Annotated in this window: 15 protein-coding genes; 8 read left to right on the forward strand and 7 right to left on the reverse strand. The window is 72.7% G+C overall.

Annotated features, from left to right (window positions below):
- Positions 1-150: 150 nt before the first annotated feature.
- On the forward strand, positions 151-1026 hold the full coding sequence (locus LXM90_RS19075) for an MBL fold metallo-hydrolase (RefSeq protein WP_020093714.1): 876 nt from the start codon (positions 151-153) through the stop codon (positions 1024-1026).
- On the opposite strand, the gene LXM90_RS19080 is transcribed toward LXM90_RS19075, so the two are convergent.
- Genes LXM90_RS19080 through nthA form a run of 3 tightly spaced genes read right to left on the reverse strand, consistent with a single transcriptional unit; the run spans position 1014 to position 2661 of the window.
- The gene (locus LXM90_RS19080; protein ID WP_020093713.1) at positions 1014-1337 is read right to left on the reverse strand and encodes a nitrile hydratase accessory protein; all 324 of its coding nucleotides are present in this window, start codon (positions 1335-1337) and stop codon (positions 1014-1016) included. The genes LXM90_RS19075 and LXM90_RS19080 overlap by 13 nt on opposite strands.
- A complete protein-coding gene (gene nthB, locus LXM90_RS19085) occupies positions 1334-1993 on the reverse strand; it encodes a nitrile hydratase subunit beta (protein ID WP_020093712.1) in 660 nt (219 codons plus the stop codon). The genes LXM90_RS19080 and nthB overlap by 4 nt, the downstream gene beginning before the upstream one ends.
- Positions 1990-2661 carry a nitrile hydratase subunit alpha gene (gene nthA / locus LXM90_RS19090; protein WP_020093711.1) on the reverse strand — a complete coding sequence of 224 codons (672 nt, stop codon included), beginning with the start codon at positions 2659-2661 and terminating at the stop codon, positions 1990-1992. The genes nthB and nthA overlap by 4 nt, the downstream gene beginning before the upstream one ends.
- Before the next feature lie 202 nt (positions 2662-2863).
- Between nthA and LXM90_RS19095 the strand changes: the two genes are divergently transcribed.
- Together LXM90_RS19095 and LXM90_RS19100 are read left to right on the forward strand one after the other, a co-directional pair.
- Positions 2864-3568 (forward strand): sigma-70 family RNA polymerase sigma factor, encoded by a 705-nt coding sequence (locus LXM90_RS19095; protein ID WP_020093710.1) that lies wholly within the window; start codon positions 2864-2866, stop codon positions 3566-3568.
- A gap of 165 nt (positions 3569-3733) precedes the next feature.
- On the forward strand, positions 3734-4021 hold the full coding sequence (locus tag LXM90_RS19100) for a hypothetical protein (RefSeq protein WP_106735923.1): 288 nt from the start codon (positions 3734-3736) through the stop codon (positions 4019-4021).
- A gap of 111 nt (positions 4022-4132) precedes the next feature.
- Here LXM90_RS19100 and LXM90_RS19105 read toward each other — a convergent pair whose 3' ends face one another.
- Positions 4133-5524 carry an amidase gene (locus LXM90_RS19105; RefSeq protein WP_020093708.1) on the reverse strand — a complete coding sequence of 464 codons (1392 nt, stop codon included), beginning with the start codon at positions 5522-5524 and terminating at the stop codon, positions 4133-4135.
- A gap of 4 nt (positions 5525-5528) precedes the next feature.
- The gene (locus tag LXM90_RS19110; RefSeq protein ID WP_020093707.1) at positions 5529-7130 is read right to left on the reverse strand and encodes an ABC transporter substrate-binding protein; all 1602 of its coding nucleotides are present in this window, start codon (positions 7128-7130) and stop codon (positions 5529-5531) included.
- A gap of 209 nt (positions 7131-7339) precedes the next feature.
- Between LXM90_RS19110 and LXM90_RS19115 the strand changes: the two genes are divergently transcribed.
- The 4 genes from LXM90_RS19115 to LXM90_RS19130 are packed head-to-tail and all read left to right on the forward strand — an operon-like array spanning position 7340 to position 13881.
- Entirely contained in the window at positions 7340-8884 is a 1545-nt protein-coding gene (locus LXM90_RS19115; protein ID WP_026605014.1) for an acetolactate synthase large subunit, read from the forward strand.
- Positions 8881-11238: a penicillin acylase family protein gene (locus LXM90_RS19120; protein ID WP_020093705.1), complete on the forward strand. Its 2358-nt coding sequence runs from the start codon at positions 8881-8883 to the stop codon at positions 11236-11238. Before LXM90_RS19115 ends, LXM90_RS19120 begins: the two co-directional genes overlap by 4 nt.
- A 31-nt stretch (positions 11239-11269) precedes the next feature.
- A complete protein-coding gene (locus LXM90_RS19125) occupies positions 11270-12742 on the forward strand; it encodes a M81 family metallopeptidase (protein WP_020093704.1) in 1473 nt (490 codons plus the stop codon).
- A complete protein-coding gene (locus tag LXM90_RS19130) occupies positions 12739-13881 on the forward strand; it encodes a M20/M25/M40 family metallo-hydrolase (RefSeq protein WP_020093703.1) in 1143 nt (380 codons plus the stop codon). The genes LXM90_RS19125 and LXM90_RS19130 overlap by 4 nt, the downstream gene beginning before the upstream one ends.
- Before the next feature lie 17 nt (positions 13882-13898).
- Here LXM90_RS19130 and LXM90_RS19135 read toward each other — a convergent pair whose 3' ends face one another.
- Both LXM90_RS19135 and LXM90_RS19140 read right to left on the reverse strand, forming a co-directional pair.
- A complete protein-coding gene (locus LXM90_RS19135) occupies positions 13899-14063 on the reverse strand; it encodes a hypothetical protein (RefSeq protein ID WP_020093702.1) in 165 nt (54 codons plus the stop codon).
- 74 nt (positions 14064-14137) lie between these two features.
- Complete coding sequence (locus LXM90_RS19140; RefSeq protein ID WP_020093701.1) at positions 14138-15532, reverse strand: amidase family protein; 1395 nt, start codon at positions 15530-15532, stop codon at positions 14138-14140.
- A gap of 317 nt (positions 15533-15849) precedes the next feature.
- Between LXM90_RS19140 and LXM90_RS19145 the strand changes: the two genes are divergently transcribed.
- A complete protein-coding gene (locus tag LXM90_RS19145; RefSeq protein WP_012317896.1) occupies positions 15850-16011 on the forward strand; it encodes a hypothetical protein in 162 nt (53 codons plus the stop codon).
- The last annotated feature ends 15 nt before the right edge of the window (positions 16012-16026 follow it).

Raw genomic sequence — 16026 nt, forward strand, 5'->3', positions numbered from 1 at the left:
CGTCTTTGCGAGCGGAGCGAAGCAATCCAGCCGGCGCTACGCTCCCCGGTGTCGCGCTGCCCTGTGTCGCTTCGCTGCGCTCGCGATGACGGAGAGGGCGGCTGAACCGGGGCCATCTTATAGACACTGCCCCGAGGAAGGTCCCAGACGATGCCCGGCTATCTGCCCTTCGCGGGCGCCCTGAAGCTGCCCGCCTACACCTGCGACAATTGCGGGTTCTGGCAGCGGCACTTCGAGGTGCCGGCCGCCTGCCCGATGTGCCTCGACGCCCGCCACGTCGTGCCGCAGGACGGCTGGCGCTTCCGCACCGCCCGCGAGGCGCAGGAGGCCTTTCCCTGCCACTGGCAGGAACTCGAGCCGGGCGTCTGGCGCTTCTGGAACGAGCCGGTCTCCGGCATCGGGCCGTCGGCCTATCTGATCCGGACCGAGCACGGAAACATGGGCTTCGAGGGCTGCCCGGTCTTCAGCGAGGCCGCCCTCGACCAGATCGAGCGGCTCGGCGGGATGGCTGTGCTCTCGGCCTCGCACCCGCATTCCTACGGGGCGCTGACGCAGCTCCAGGACCGGTTCGACCCGGAGCTGTGCCTGCCGGCGGCCGACTTCACGTGGAGCGCGGCGCTGCAAGTGAGCTGGCCCTACGACGATTTCCTCGAGCCGCTGCCGGGGCTGGAGCTGCACCGCACCGCCGGCCATTTCGATGGCCACGCGATCCTGTACGACCGTGGGCGAAAGATCTGCTTCTGCGGCGACGCCCTGAAGTTCGAGCTCGACCCGGCGGATTTCCGACGCGCCACCACGATCTCGGCCCACAAGGCCTTCGTGCGCGGGGTGCCGCTCACGCCGAGCGAGCTGCGCCGCTACCGCGACGTGTTCGAGCGCCTCGACTTCACCCAGACCTGGACGCCGTTCGAGCCCGCCCGCAATTGCGGGCGGGCCGAGGTTCTGGCCCTGCTCGACCAGTTGATGAGCGGCCGATCGCACGCCGCGCCGGTGCCGCTCGACAGCCTGCGGGCTCAGGGCCGGTAGAGCGGGTCGTTCTCCAGGCGGATCGGCTGGCCGTGGGGCGTGGCCTCCGCGGCCCGCAGGAAGGCCTCGGTCCGCGCCGCGACGCTCTCTGGCCCCGCCACGCCCCGCTCGGCCAGGAGCGCTTCCAGCGTCGCGAGCCACGCGCCGTAATCGGCCGCCTGCTCGGGGGCCTCGGTGGGGCGGATCTGGCGGCCGAGGCGGTCCGTCCATTCCGACCACGTGAACAGCCCGGATTCGCGCAGGGAGACCACCAGGGCGAAGACCTGCGCCTCCCAGGGCGCCGCGAAGGGGCTGGGCGACGGCGCGGTCACGCGGGGTCCAGGTACGGTTCGAAGGCCGCCACCGTGACGACTCCGCCCGGGTCGCCGCTCTCGCCCCACAGCTCCTGCGCGGTGAAGGCGACCGTGTAGAGCCAGGTCGGGTTCTCACCCGACCCGTAGGCGTTGGTGTCGGGGAAGACGTAGACCCCGTCGACGCGCACGATCCGGCCGCGCTTGCCGCGCACGTAACGGGGCAGCCGCGTGTGGCCGGTCGGGTGGCTGTTGCGCGCCAGGACGGCGTCGCCGACCGCGAAGCGCGCCGGGGCATCGGCGGCGCGGCTACTCGGGAAGCCGGCCCGGAAGCGCTGCTCCAGGCCCTCGCGGGCCAGGACCCGCGCGACGGGCTTGGCCTTCTCCGCGGATCGGCCGCTCGCCAGTTCGGCCGGCGTCACCAGCCCGGTGCCGACGACCTGCTTCTCCAGCGCCCTGAGCCAGATCTCGTAGTAGCTCGACGCGAGATATTCCGCCGGCGGCAGGGATTCGCGGTTGGCCCGGCTGCCGTCGAGGTTCCAGGCGCCCGTGTAGCCCATGGCCATGGCCAGAGCGAAGACGCGGCGCTCCCACGCGGCGTGGAAGACCGGCTCGTCCGGCTCCGGCACCACCGGCCCGAAGCCGTGCGCCCCGCCGAGATCCTGGGCTCCGTTCATACCGGCATCTCCGCGGGCGCGACCGGGATCGCCCTGGGCAGGCCCGTACCGATCATGGAATCGCGGGTGACGAGGGCGGCCAGGGCCTCCTCGGAGAAGCCCTCGGTCTCGGTCGGGCGCATCGGCAGGACCATGTAGCGGGTCTCGGCCGTCGAGTCCCAGACGGTGATGCGGGTGGTTTCCGGCAGCGTCACGCCGAACTCGGCGAGCACGCCGCGCGGGTCGATCACCGCCCGCGCCCGGTAAGGCGGCGCCTTGTACCAGACCGGGGGCAGGCCGAGCACCGGCCACGGGTAGCAGGAGCACAGGGTGCAGACGACGAGGTTGTGGATCTCCGGCGTGTTCTCGACGACCACCATGTGCTCGCCGCCGCGGCCGCCGATATCCAACTCGGCGATGGCCGGCGTGGCGTCAGCCAGGAGCCGCGCCCGGAAGGCGGGGTCGGTCCAGGCCCGGGCCACGACCCGGGCCCCCGCGTGGGGGCCGACCTTGGTCTCGTAGAGCTCGACCAGGGCATCGAGGGCCGCCGGGTCGACGTAGCCCTTCTCGGTCAGCAGCGATTCCAGGGCGCGCACCCGGGCCTCGACCGGCGACAGGTCGCTGCCGTGGTGATGATCGTGGTGGTGATCGTCGTGGCCATGCGCGTGCTGCGCGTGATCGTGGGTCATCCCGCTCTCCTGACGCTGCGCACTCTGCATCGACCGGCCCGCCGCTGCCAGCCCGGGGGCCCGGATCCGGCCGCCGTTGTCACCCCGGTCACCATGCTTAAATTCCCTGTCACAATTGGGAGCGTTTGGCATCGGTTCAGGATTCCACCGCTACCGACGTTAGAGCTATTCCAGTATACCAGCGTTGGAGGCGGAAACGTTCATGACTGAGGACGCTGCGGACCGGCCAGACGGAGGCGCGGGCACCCGGGACGGGGCCGGCTACGCCGCTTCCATCGGCCAGCACCTCGCCCTGCCGATCCGGGAGTATTTCAAGGTCGTCGAACTGGAGCCCCTGCCGGCGCAGCTCGCGGCCCTGGTGTCCCGCTTCGAGGCGGCGATCACGGCGCACGGCGAGACGGTCCCCTTCGACTTCCGCGGCGACATCATCAAGGCCCTGCCGGCCCTGCGCACCTTCGCCCTGTCGCTCGTGGGCGACGTCAGCCGCGCCGACGACCTGGTGCAGGAGACCTTCGTGAAGGCCTGGGCGAACCAGCAGCGGTTCCGGCCCGGCACCAACTTCACCGCGTGGCTGTTCACCATCCTGCGCAACCAGTTCTACACCGACCTGCGCAAGACGCGGCGGGAGGTGGAGGACGTGGACGGGACGCATGCCGGCCAGATGACCAGCCCGTCCGACCAGGAGGATGCCAGCACGCTCAAGGTCGTCTGGGAGCGTCTCGGCGACCTGCCCTCCGCGCAGCGCCAGGCGCTGCTGCTGGTGGGTGCCGAGGGCCACACCTACGAGGAGGCCGCTGTCATGCTCGGCTGCCAGGTCGGCACCGTTAAGAGCCGGGTGAGCCGTGCCCGGTCGTCGCTCCTCGACACGCTCGGCGTCGTCGTGGCCGGGCAGGTTCCGGCCGCGTGATCGATCCGTCCCCGAACGGCGCAGCCTGACGCTGCCGCGCTCCGGCACCGCCGCATGCAGGATGTGGATCCGCCGCCGGGCTCGCGCCGATCCTGTGCGCGTCCTCACGAGGACCGGACGCCGCGGCCCGTATGATCGATGTCAGTCATCGATTCGGGGGCGCACATGCAGCACGTGTCCGCAGACAACGACCAGGTGGCGCGGTGGTGCGCGGCGCATCCCGTCCTTCTCGCCTTCGGCCTGTGCGCGTTCGGCCTCGCCGTCGTCGCCGCGGTCTGGGGATTCGGGATCCTCACGCCGGCCACGGCCACGGTCATCGCCTTTATCTATGTGGCCTGCCTGGGCGGCTTCCTCATGGAGTACCTCGGGATCAATGAACTCATCAGAGGTGTGAGATTCCTCTGGTTCGTTCTGACGGGCGTCTGGTGGCTGTTGACCTTCTGGCGGGCGTGACGGGGCCGTGGATCCCGTCTCCGCGTCACTGGATCGCCCGCGGTCTTCCGCAGGCTGGGGGCGTCGGCAGGTCCGCTGCCGAACGCCGGAAGCGCCGAGACTCCGCGGGTCTCACACCGGCGGCCGGCGCAGGTGCCAGTCGGTCGCGCGCTGGTAGGCCTGTCCGATCCGCAGCGCCGTCGTCTCCTCGTAGCCGCGGCAGACGATCTGCAGCGAGAGCGGCAGCCCGGACGCGGTGAAGCCGTTCGGCAGCGCCAGGGCGCAGAGATCGAGCAGGTTGCCGAAACGGGTGAAGCGCGACGGGAGGTGCGCCTCGTCGACGGCGTCGAGCGCGACGGCCGCGCTCTCCGTGGTCGGCGTCAGGAGGGCGTCGATGCCCGCGAGAGCGGCGTCGTACTGCTGCTTCATCGTGGCCCGGCGGTGGAGCGTGCCGAGATACTCCTGGGCCGAGACGTTCGCGCCGGCCAGGATCCGGGCCCGGACGGCGTCGCCGAGCTGGGCGGACGGATCCTCCGCCAGATCCCCGTTGACGAAGTAGGCCTCCGCGTTGGTGATCTGGCTCATGGCCACGCAGTCGCTGAACCGGAACGGCAGGACGACGTCGACGATCTCGGCGCCCTGCCGGGCCAGGAGGTCGAGGGCCGCGTCGTAGGCGGCCAGCATGTCGGGGGCGACCCCGTCCCGCTCCGAGGCCGGCATCCGGCCGAGGCGCAGGCCGCGGACCCCGCGGTTCAGCGCCGGCCAGGGCGCGTCCGGCGCGACCCCGCGGGTCGTCGGATCGCGGGGATCGGGGCCGGAGATCGCCTCGTAGAGCAGCGCCGTGTCCTCCACGGTGCGGGCCAGCGGTCCGGGCGTGTCGAGGGTCATCGAGAGGGGCACGATCCCCCAGGTCGAGACGCGCCCGACCGTCACCTTGAGGCCCGTCAGCCCGCAGAAGGAGGCCGGCAGGCGCACCGAGCCGCCGGTATCGGTGCCGATGCCCCAGGGCGCCATGCGGGCCGCCACCGACACGCCGGTGCCGCTGCTCGACCCGCCGGGGGTGCGCGGCGTCTCCGGATCCCAGGGATTCCACGGCGTGCCGAGATGCTGGTTCGTGCCCCAGCCGCCGTAGGCGAACTCCACCGTGTGGGTCTTGCCGAGCACGATCATGCCCTGGCCGATGAGGCGCCGGGCGATCGTCGCGGTGCGCGCGGCCCGGCGCGCCCGGTGGGCGGCCGAGCCGCCCATGGTGATCCGGCCCTCCAGGTCGATCAGGTCCTTGAGCACGACCGGGACGCCGTGGAGCGGCCCCACGGCGTGGCCGGACCGGATCGCCCGGTCGGCCCCCTCGGCGGCGAGGCGGGCATCGGCGGTGAAGACCTCCGTGAAGGCCTGGAGCTTCGGCTCCAGCCGGTCGATCCGGCCGAGGAGAGCGTCGACGGCGTCGACCGGCGAGAGGGTCCGCGCCTGGATCGCGCGGCCGAGCTCGGCCGCGGAGGCGTGTACGGGATCGATGTCGGGCATGGGGTCACTGCACGCTGACGAGGGTGAGGTCGACGAACCAGGATTGCGGCGAGACGAAACCCTGGACCTTCTTGGACATCCCGCGGGGGTTGAGGTCGTGGACGACGAACAGCCAGGGCGGATTGTCCACGAGGCGCTCGTGAGCGACCTTGGTCTGGGCGTCGATCACCTTCGCGTCGGTGGTCTCGGCGAGCGCCTTGAGGGCGGCGTCGAACGCGTCGTCCTTCCAGGTGGGGAAGTTGAAGCCGGCCGGCGGGAACCGGTCGCCCGCGAAGTAGCGCGCCATGACGGCCGGGTCCGACGAGGGCGACGAGACGTTGAGCGCCATCGCGCCCTGGAGGGTCGGCGCGTCGGGGAGCGCGCGGCCGGCATTCAGCAGCACCTGCCACTCGACCACGTTGAAGGTCAGGTCGACGTTGCAGGCCTGCTTCAGGTTCTCCTGCAGGTACTCGTTCATCGGCATCGGCAGCATCTGCCCCGAGCCGGAGGAGGAGATCATCACCTTGAGGCTCAGCGGCTTCTTGTCGGTGTAGCCGGCCTCGGCCAGCAGCGCCTTCCCCTTCGCGGCGTCGAAGGTGTAGCGGTTCTTCGGGCTGCCGAAATTCGGATCCCGGTCGTTCAGCCACCCGCTCGCGGGCTCGGCGGTGCCGTTGAGGAGCTCCACGATCCCGGCCCGGTCGATGCAGTAGTTCAGGCCCTGCCGGACGCGGACGTCCTTCAGCGGGCTGTCCTTGGCGCCCATGTTGAAGAAGTAGGGCCAGACATGCGGGTACGAGCCCGTGGTGATGGTGAAGCCCGCCTGCTTCATCGACGGGATCGCGTCGGGCGCCGGCACCTCGATCCAGTCGACCTGGCCGGCCCGCAAAGCGGCGACGCGGGCATTGGCCTCCGGGATCGGCAGCAGCCGGACCTTGTCGACCTTGGCCATCCGGTTTGGGTCCCAGTAGCCGTCGAACTTGGCGAGATCGACCGCCTCCCGCGGGGCGACGCGGGTGATCCTGAACGGGCCGGTGCCGGCCGCCGGCAGGGCCGCGACCTTGCTCCAGTCGCGCCCGGCCTTCTCGAAGGAGGCGGGCGAGGTGAAGAGCAGGTAGACCACCATGTAGGGGAAGTACGAGGCGACCTGGGTGGTGGTGATCTGCACGGTCGAATCGTCGACCTTCCTGTAGCTCCCGACCAGCGGCGCCCGCGCCCGGGAGATGCCCGCGCCCTGCGGCTCGAATTGCGGGCTGTCGTTCTTGAAGTAGCGGTCGAGGTTCCAGATCACCGCGTCGGCGTTGAACGGCGTCCCGTCGTGGAACTTCACGCCCTGGCGCAGGTGGAAGGTCCAGACCGTCTTGTCGTTCGGGTCCTGCTCCCAGCGCTCAGCCAGCGCCGGGACGATGCCGGCGAGCTTGGTGGTGCTCTTGAGGTCCCACTGCACCAGCCCCTCGAAGATCGGGTAGCCGAGGAAGCGCATCCCCTCGAAGCCGTTGTTGGGCATGCCCGTCGTGGTGGGAATGTCGCTCGCCGTCATGGCGATGCGCAGGACGCTCTCGGCGCTGGCCGATCCCGTCAGGGCCACGGTACCCGCCAGGGCGGCGGCAATCAGGCGGCGAGATGTCATCCGGATCCCAATCGTCGAAGTTGCGGCGCGCCGGGCGCAATTCTCGCGCCACGCTCAGGCTTAGGCCCTGCGTCCGGCGAACAGAAGATGCCGGACGTCGCCCCTTGCGCGTGGCGCCCGCTGCGCCACGATAATAAAAAATGCGAGTCGCCAGCCCGGACGGCCGGCCCCCGAAGGAGACGCCCGTGACCGACGAGACGCCGCGCGCCATGAACGGGGCCGAGAGCTTGGTCCGGACCCTCGTGGAGGGCGGGGTCGAGGTCTGCTTCACCAATCCCGGCACCTCCGAGATGCACTTCGTCGCCGCCCTCGACCGGGTCGAGGGCATGCGCTGCGTCCTGTTCCTGTTCGAGGGCGGGGCGACCGGCGCCGCCGACGGGTACGCCCGTATGGCCGACAAGCCGGCCTCGACCCTGCTCCATCTCGGGCCCGGGCTCGCCAACGGGCTGGCCAACCTCCACAACGCCAAGAAGGCGCGCACCCCCGTCGTCAACATCGTCGGTGAGCACGCCACCTACCACCGCGAGTACAACGCGCCGCTCACCTCGGACATCGAGGGGCTGGCCCATCCGATGTCCTCCTGGGTGCGGACCGGCATGAGCGCGACCGAGATCGGCTCCGACGGCGCCGCCGCCATCGCGGCAGCCCGGACCGCCCCGGGACAGGTCGCGACCCTGATCCTGCCGGCCAACACCGCCTGGGATCCCGGCGCCGGCCCCGCGCCGGTGCCGCCGATCCACGAGCGGGCGCGGGCCGGCGACGACGCAATCGCGGCGGCCGTGAAGGCTCTCCAGAGCGGCGAGCCGGTGCTCCTGCATCTCGGCGACCGGGCCGTGCGGGGCGAGGGCCGGGTCATCGCCGATCGGATCGCCCGCAAGACCGGCGCCCGGCTGATGGCGATGACCTCCAACGCCCGGATCGATCGCGGCGCCGGCACCGTGCCGATCGAGCGCCTCCCCTACCCGATCGACCAGGGCATCGACGCCCTGAAGGGCTTCCGCCACATCATCCTGATCGGCGCGACGCCGCCGGTGGGCTTCTTCGCCTACCCGGGCAAGCCGAGCCTCCTGGCGCCGGAGGGCAGCACCACGATCACGCTGGCCACGCCCGAGGAGGACCAGATCGACGCCCTCGAGCGGCTCGCCGAGGCCGTCGCGGCCCCGCCGGCCGAGCCGGTCGCCGTCGGGCCGCGGCCGAAGCTCCCGACCTCCGGTCCCCTCGACCAGGACACGATCGGGCAGGTGCTCGGCGCGCTGATCCCCGAGGGCGCGGTGATCTGCGACGAGTCGATCACCACGGGCCGCAACTTCTTCGCCCTGACCCGGGATGCCGCGCCCCACACCTGGCTCCAGCTCAGCGGCGGCTCGATCGGGCTGGGCATCCCGATGGCGACCGGCGCCGCGGTGGCCTGCCCCGACCGCAAGGTCATCAACCTGCAGGCCGACGGCAGCGGGCTCTACACGGTGCAGGCGCTCTGGACCCAGGCCCGCGAGCACCTCGACGTGGTGACGCTCGTCTGGTCGAACCGCTCCTACGCGATCCTGCGGGCGGAGCTCACCAATGTCGGCGCGCTCAATCCCGGTCCGAAGGCGCTGGGCATGCTCAGCCTCGACGATCCGGCCATCGACTGGGTGAGCCTCGCCCGCGGCTTCGGCGTCGCGGGGCGGCGGGTCGAGACCCTGCCGGACTTCATCGAGGCGTTCCAGAACGCGCTGGCCAGCAAGGGGCCGCACCTCATCGAAGTGGCTCTGTGAGCGGGACGGCCTACGCCCTCCCCGGCCTCGACGGGCCGGCGGAGATCCGCGTCGACCGCTGGGGGCTGGCGCATATCCGCGCCGGCACCGCGCTCGACGCGTTCCGCGCGCAGGGGTTCAACGCCGCCCGGGACCGGCTCTGGCAGCTCGACCTCTGGCGCAAGCGCGGCCTCGGCCTGCTGGCGGCGGATTTCGGACCCGGCTACCTAGCCCAGGACCGGGCCGCCCGGCTGTTCCTCTACCGCGGCGACATGGCGGCCGAGTGGGCGGCCTACGGGCCGCAGGACACGCGGGCGATCGTCACCGCCTTCGTGGCGGGGATCAACGCCTACGTCGCCCTCACCGAGTCGCGGCCCGACCTGCGCCCGCCGGAATTCGCCGTGACGGACACGCGCCCGGCCCCGTGGCAGCCGGAAGACGTGGTGCGCATCCGCAGCCACGCGCTGATCCGCAACGTCCTCTCCGAGGTCGCCCGCGCGCGGGTGCTCGCCCGGGGCCGGAGCCCGGCGGACGGGCTCGCCGTCGACGACCTGCGCAAGCGGATCAGCCCGCCGCACGAGCCTTTCGTCCCGGACGGGCTCGACGCCGTCGACTGGCCGGACGACCTCCTCGACGCCTTCAGGCTGGCCACGGCGACGGTGGGGTTCGACCCGGACCGGATGGCGGCGACGCGCGCCGAGGCCTGGGACTGGTCGAAGGTGGACGCGCACGGAACCGTCACGCGCGGCCCCCGCGGCGCGGCGAAGGAGCCGGCCGAGGGATCGAACAACTGGGTGGTCGGGCCGTCCCGCACCGCTACCGGCCGGCCGATCCTCGCGAGCGACCCGCACCGGGTCTACCTGCAGCCCTCGCTGCGCTACGCCGTCCACCTGACCGCGCCGGGGCTCGACGTCATCGGGGCCGGCGAGCCGGCCCTGCCCGGCATCTCCATCGGTCATAACGGCCACGCCGCCTTCAGCCTCACGATCGCGCCGATCGATCAGGAGGACCTGTTCGTCTGCGCGACCGACTCGGCCGATCCCGACCGCTACCGCTCCGGCGACGGCTGGGAGCGGATCGCGCGCGTCGCCGAGCGGATCCCGGTGCGCGGCGGCCCGGACGAGACCGTGATCCTCGGCTTCACCCGGCACGGGCCGGTCCTCCGCGAGGAGAGGGGCCGCGCCTTCGCGCTGCGGACCGTCTGGTCGGAGCCCGGCGCTGCCGCCTATCTCGGCAGCCTCGCCTATCTCGGCGCCACGACGCCCGAGGGCTTCGGCGAGGCCCTGCGCCACTGGTCGGCGCCCTCGGTGAACCAGCTCTACGCCGACGCGTCGGGGCGGATCGCGTGGTTCATGGCCGGCAAGGCGCCGGTGCGGCCCGGCCACGACGGGTTGCTGCCGGCGCCGGGCGACGGCCGCTACGACTGGGCCGGCTTCCACGATCCCGCCGCCCTGCCTCGAAGCGTCGATCCGGAAGCGGGCTGGCTCGCCACCGCCAACGAGATGAACCTGCCGCCGGACTATCCCGCGGAGGACCGGAGGGTCGGGTTCGAGTGGGCCGAGCCCTGGCGCGCCCGCCGCATCCGGGCGGTCCTCGGCGGGCAGGACCGGCACAGCCTCGCGGATTCGCGGGCGCTCCAGGGCGACGTGGTCTCCGAGCCGGCCCGGCGGCTGGCCGACCTGATGCGCGCCCTGCCGGCGGCGGACGATCCCGACGCCGCCGCGGCCCAGGCCCTGCTGGCCGCGTTCGACGGCGCGCTGCACCACGGCTCCGCGGCGGCCGCCCTCATCGAGGTGGTCTGGGTGCGGCACCTCCGCCCGGCCCTGGTCGCGGCGCTCGTGCCCGATGCCGGGACACGCCGCCTCCTCCCGCCCGGCGACACGCAGAGCCTGATCGAGCGGCTGGAGACCGGTCTCGACCCGGCGACCCGCGCGTCCCTGCTCACCGACGCCCTCGGCGCCGGCCTTCGCACCTGCCGGGAGCGGATGGGCGCCGATGCGGCGGGCTGGTCCTGGGGCCGCCTGCACCACGCGCTGTTCGCGCACCCGCTGACGGCCCTGGCGCCCGGATCCGGCTGGGACGTCGGCCCGCTGCCCGTGGGCGGTGCCGCGGCATCGGTCATGCACGCGGAGTACCGGACCGACACGTTCCGGCTCACCCACGGCGCCTCGTTCCGCATGGTCGTGGACGTGGGGGACTGGGACCGCTCGGTCTTCATCAACGTGCCGGGCCAGTCGGGGGACCCGGGCAGTCCGCACTACGCCGACCTGGCCCCGGTCTGGGGGCGCCAGGACTACGTGCCGATGCTCTACGGCCGCGCGGCCGTGGACGCGGCGACCGAGACGGTCATCACGCTGACCCCGAGCCCCGCCTGACCCGGCGGCCGGGACGGATTGGGACAGGACCTTGAAGATCTTCATCGCCGGCCTCGCCACCGAGACCAACACCTTCGCGCCGCTGCCCACCGGACGGTCGGCGTTCCACGCCGACTACGCCCGCCGGGACGGCAGCCGGAACACGCCGAGCCTCAGCAATATCGGCCTCAAGGCCTGGCGCGCGCTGGCCGAGGCGGACGGGCACACCGTCGTCGAGAGCCTCTCGACCTTCGCGCAGCCCGGCGGGATCACCCTGCGCGCCGTCTACGAGGAGCTGCGCGACGCCCTGCTGGCGGATCTGGAGGCCGCGATGCCGGTCGACGCGGTGCTGCTGTTCATGCACGGGGCCATGGTGGCCGAGGGGTACGACGACTGCGAGGGCGACACCCTGGAGCGGGTCCGCGCCATCGTGGGGCCGGAGGCCACGATCGGCGTCGAGCTCGACCTCCACTGCCACCTCACCGAGACGATGCGGGCCAGCGCAGACGTCATCGTGATCTACAAGGAATACCCCCACACCGACATCGTCGACCGCGCCCGCGACCTGTACCCCCTGGTCGTCCGGACCGTGGCGAAGGAGATCCGGCCGGTGATGGCCTACGCCGACTGCCGGATCGTCAACATGTGGCGCACCAGTCGCGAGCCGGTCGCGGGCTTCGTTCGCCGCATGGAGGCGCTGGAGGGGCGCGACGGCATCCTGTCGGTCTCCTTCGGGCACGGCTTCCCCTGGGGCGACGTGGCCGACGTCGGCGCCAAGATGCTGGTCGTGGCCGACGGCGATGCCGCCAGGGCGCAGGCGCTGGCCGACGAGCTGGCCGGCGCCGTCTGGGCGATGCGCGAGGAGGCGGCGAGCCACTGCGACACGATCGACGCGGCCATCGACCGGGCGCTCGCCTCCGGCGACCCGCGCCCGATGGTGCTCGCCGACTTCGCCGACAATGCCGGCGCGGGCGCACCCTCCGACAACACCGCGATCCTCGCCCGCCTCGCCGAGCGGGGCATCGCGGACGTGGCGCTCGGCCTGATCTGGGATCCCGGCGCGGTCGGCATCTGCCACGAGGCCGGCCTCGGGGCGACCTTCACCCTCCGGATCGGCGGCAAGTGCGGCGTGACCTCCGGGAACCCGGTGGACCTGCGCGTCACGGTCCGCGGCCTGTCGGACGACCACAGCCAGACCGGCCTCAGCGGCGGCCGGGCCCAACTCGGCCCCGCGGCCTGGGTGGAGGCGGACGGGATCCACGTGGTGCTGACCCACAAGCGCCAGCAGGCCTTCGCGCCCGACGCGTTCACGGGCCTCGGCCTGAGCCTCGACGACAAGCGGATCGTCGTGGTGAAGTCGATGCAGCACTTCTACGCCGCCTTCGCGCCGATCGCGAGCGAGGTCCGCTACGTCGCGGCGCCCGGCGCCGTCCCGCCGGATTACGGCGCGATCCCCTACACCAAGCGGTCCGGCCTCTACTGGCCGCGCGTCGCCGATCCGTTCGCCGAGGAGAACGCCCGATGATCCCGGACCTGTCCTTCGACGCGCGCGAGATCCTCGCGACCCTGCAGCCCTGGGTGCTGTGCGAGAGCCCCACCCACGACGCGGCGGCGGTCAATCGCATGATGGGCGTCGCCGCCCGCGACCTCGCGCTTCTCGGGGCGACCGTCGAGACGATCCCGGGCCGCATGGGCCTGAGCGACTGCGTCCGCGCCCGGTTCCCGCACCGGGAGCGCGACGCGCCCGGCATCCTGGTGCTCGGCCACCTCGACACGGTGCATCCGGTCGGCACCCTCGGCAGCCTGCCGTGGCGGATCGAGGGCGACCGCGCCTACGGTCCCGGCATCCTCGACATGAAGGGCGGCAACGTCATCGCGCTCGCGGCGATCCGCGCCCTGGCGGCGGCCGGGATCGAGACGCCGCTGCCGGTGACCGTCCTGTTCACCGGCGACGAGGAGGTCGGCAGCCCCTCCACCCGCGACCTGATCGAGGCGGAGGCCGCCCGCCACGCCGTCGTGCTGGTGCCCGAACCCGGCCAGCCCGAGAACGGGGTCGTCACCGGCCGCTACGCCATCGCCCGCTTCGACCTCGAGGCCCTGGGCCGCCCGAGCCACGCCGGCGCCTCGCCTCACGAGGGGCGCTCGGCGATCCGCGCGATGGCGCGGAAGATCCTCGCCATCGACGCGCTGTCGGATGCCGACTGCACCGTCTCGACCGGGATCGTCTCGGGCGGGCAGTGGGTGAACTGCGTTCCCACCGTCTGCCGCGGGCAGGCGCTCAGCATGGCCAAGCGCCAGGCCGACCTCGACCGCGGCGTCGAGCGGATGCTGGCCCTGTCGGGCGAGGAGGACGGCGTCCGCTTCACCGTGACCCGCGGCGTGACCCGGCCGGTCTGGGAGCCGGATGCCGGCTGCATGGCGCTCTACGAGCAGGCGCGTGCGCTGAGCGAGGCGCTCGGCCAGCCCCTGCCCCATCGCAGCGCCGGCGGCGGCTCGGACGGCAACTTCACCGGCGCCAACGGCGTCCCGACCCTCGACGGGCTCGGACCGCTGGGCCAGGGCTACCACACCCTGGAGGAGCACGTGCTGATCGAGACCCTGCCGCAGCGGGCCCGGCTCTTCGCGGCCCTGCTCGCCAACCTCGGCGCCGCCGGCCGGCCCTGAGGCCGGCCGCACCGCGATCAGGCGCGACCCCGGCCGAGGGCCGCGACCGCCAGTGCGCCCAGCAGGCCCCCGGCCGTGCCGCCGCCGAAGAAGCCCGCCAGGGCGAGGAGCGGTCCCGACGACGCGGTCAGGAGACAGAGCAGGGTCCTTCCGAGGCACCCGCCGGTGGCGATCATCGACATGCCGCGCCTTCTGCAACCAATGGTTGCAGAAGGCGCGGCGGCGACGGTTCGGTTCCGGCGGACGCGGTTGCGCCTCAGGCCGAGTCGACCGGCATCTCCGGCACGCCGCCGGCCTCGATCGCCGCGCCGGCCGCGAGGCAGAGGTCTTCCCGGTAGCGGGCGGCGACCAGCTGCACGCCGACGGGTGTCCGCCCGACGAGGCCCGTCGTCACCGTGAGCGCCGGGACGCCGATCGGCGCCAGCCCGACCTGCAGCAGGTTCGCCTCGAAGGCCCGGGCGATCCCGGCATCGCCGGTGCGGTCGAGCCCGTCCGGGAAGGGCAACTCCCCCGAGACCGGGACCAGCAGCACGGGGTTCTCGGCCAGGAACAGCGCCCAGTCCCGCGCCAGCGTCGCGCGCCGCGTCAGCGCCCGCGCGATGGCGTCGGGCGCCATCGCCTCGGCCCGCGGCCGGAAGCTCTCCAAGAGGCCGATCGCCGCCGGATCCCCCTCCCGCTCGGCCGCGGCCCGGACCGCCGCGTAGCCGTCGCCGAGCCAGAGCTGGAGCTGCAGCTCGCACGCCTCCCGGATCGGCGGGGTGTCGGCGATCTCCGTGACCGCCCACCCGGCCTCGCTCAGGCGCCGCGCGGCCTCGCGCAGGGCGGCCTCGACCTCCGGTGCGGTGGCGAGCCCCCCGGGCCGCACGCAGAGCGCGACCTCGCGCGCGACGGGCGGTCCCTCGAGCGGTGCCGGCACCCACCACGGGTCGCGCGGGTCGGGCGCCGCCATGACCTCGAGGCCGAGGCGCACGTCGGCGATGCTGCGGGCGAGCGGGCCGGAGACCGCCATCAGCTGGGGACCGATGCCGCGCTCGGGCGAGGACGCGTTCCAGGCCGGGATCCGGCCTAGGCTCGGGCGCAGCCCGTGCACCCCGCAGGCATAGGCCGGGTAGCGCACCGAGCCGGCGATGTCGGTGCCGTGCGCGATCGCCCCGATCCCGGCCGCCACCGCGGCGCCGGCGCCCCCGGAGGAGCCGCCGGGCGTCAGCGCCGGGTCGCGGGGATTCTTGGTGTCGCCGTGGAGCTGGTTCGTGGTGAACCAGCGCAGCGAGAAGGCCGGGGTGTTGGTCCGCCCGAGCAGCACGGCGCCGGCCCGGCGCAGGTTGGCGACGACGGGATTGTCGTCCGTGGCCACGAGATCGCGCTGGAGGCGCAGGCCGTTCGTCGTCGCGAAGCCGCGCTGGTCGGCGTTGACCTTGACGGTGACCGGCACGCCCGCCAGCGGACCGGGGGCCTCGCCGCGCGCCCGGGCGGCGTCCACCGCGTCCGCCTGCGCCAGCACGTCCTCGGGCCGGTGCTCGACCACGGCGTTGATCCGCCCGTTGACCGCGTCGAGCCGGTCGAGGGCGTCCCGCGCCACCTCCCGGGCCGAGACCTGGCCGGAGCGGATCAGGGCCGCGAGGTCGGTCGCCGTCAGACGCCAGAGCTGCATGGGGTGTCCTTTCGCGCCCGGACGGGCGGGATCCATCCTACGATTCGCACCGCCCGGGCGGCTCCCGGCCAGCCCGCGCAGCATATTCAAAATGCAAGACGGCGGCCGCTTTTTTGCGCACCCGCGGATCGCGAGGCCGGCCAAGGCTTTGCCGCATTGCAGCAGAAGGACCTAAGCATTTCGACGTATACGACCCTTGCCACCTTTGGAACGACTGATAACCTCGCCCTCGTTCGCGCGTTCGACCGGCCAATCCAGCGAGAAGGGACGATTTCCTCAGACAAAAGCAGGCAACCTCCAGCATAAGGCAGGCTCCCATGGCAGAGGTGATTCGCGTCAGGCCGACTCACGACGGCACCTATACCGTGTATCGCGGGACACTCGCGTTGATATGCGGTCTCACCCGCCTCCAGGCCGAGCGCTACGAAGCAAGTCTCAGCCGACAGCAGCGCGCCGACCTCGCGGTCGCCGGCATCTGAACCGCATCGTTGCCG

The organism is Methylobacterium oryzae, assembly GCF_021398735.1.
GTDB lineage: Bacteria > Pseudomonadota > Alphaproteobacteria > Rhizobiales > Beijerinckiaceae > Methylobacterium.

Bases quoted from the DNA above. Each gene is read 5' to 3' on its own strand.
- LXM90_RS19075 (WP_020093714.1), top strand. From the start codon at position 151: ATGCCCGGCTATCTGCCCTTCGCGGGCGCCCTGAAGCTGCCCGCCTAC.
- nthB (WP_020093712.1), bottom strand. From the start codon at position 1,993: ATGAACGGAGCCCAGGATCTCGGCGGGGCGCACGGCTTCGGGCCGGTG.
- nthA (WP_020093711.1), bottom strand. From the start codon at position 2,661: ATGACCCACGATCACGCGCAGCACGCGCATGGCCACGACGATCACCAC.
- LXM90_RS19095 (WP_020093710.1), top strand. From the start codon at position 2,864: ATGACTGAGGACGCTGCGGACCGGCCAGACGGAGGCGCGGGCACCCGG.
- LXM90_RS19100 (WP_106735923.1), top strand. From the start codon at position 3,734: ATGCAGCACGTGTCCGCAGACAACGACCAGGTGGCGCGGTGGTGCGCG.
- LXM90_RS19105 (WP_020093708.1), bottom strand. From the start codon at position 5,524: ATGCCCGACATCGATCCCGTACACGCCTCCGCGGCCGAGCTCGGCCGC.
- LXM90_RS19110 (WP_020093707.1), bottom strand. From the start codon at position 7,130: ATGACATCTCGCCGCCTGATTGCCGCCGCCCTGGCGGGTACCGTGGCC.
- LXM90_RS19115 (WP_026605014.1), top strand. From the start codon at position 7,340: ATGAACGGGGCCGAGAGCTTGGTCCGGACCCTCGTGGAGGGCGGGGTC.
- LXM90_RS19130 (WP_020093703.1), top strand. From the start codon at position 12,739: ATGATCCCGGACCTGTCCTTCGACGCGCGCGAGATCCTCGCGACCCTG.
- LXM90_RS19135 (WP_020093702.1), bottom strand. From the start codon at position 14,063: ATGTCGATGATCGCCACCGGCGGGTGCCTCGGAAGGACCCTGCTCTGT.
- LXM90_RS19140 (WP_020093701.1), bottom strand. From the start codon at position 15,532: ATGCAGCTCTGGCGTCTGACGGCGACCGACCTCGCGGCCCTGATCCGC.
- LXM90_RS19145 (WP_012317896.1), top strand. From the start codon at position 15,850: ATGGCAGAGGTGATTCGCGTCAGGCCGACTCACGACGGCACCTATACC.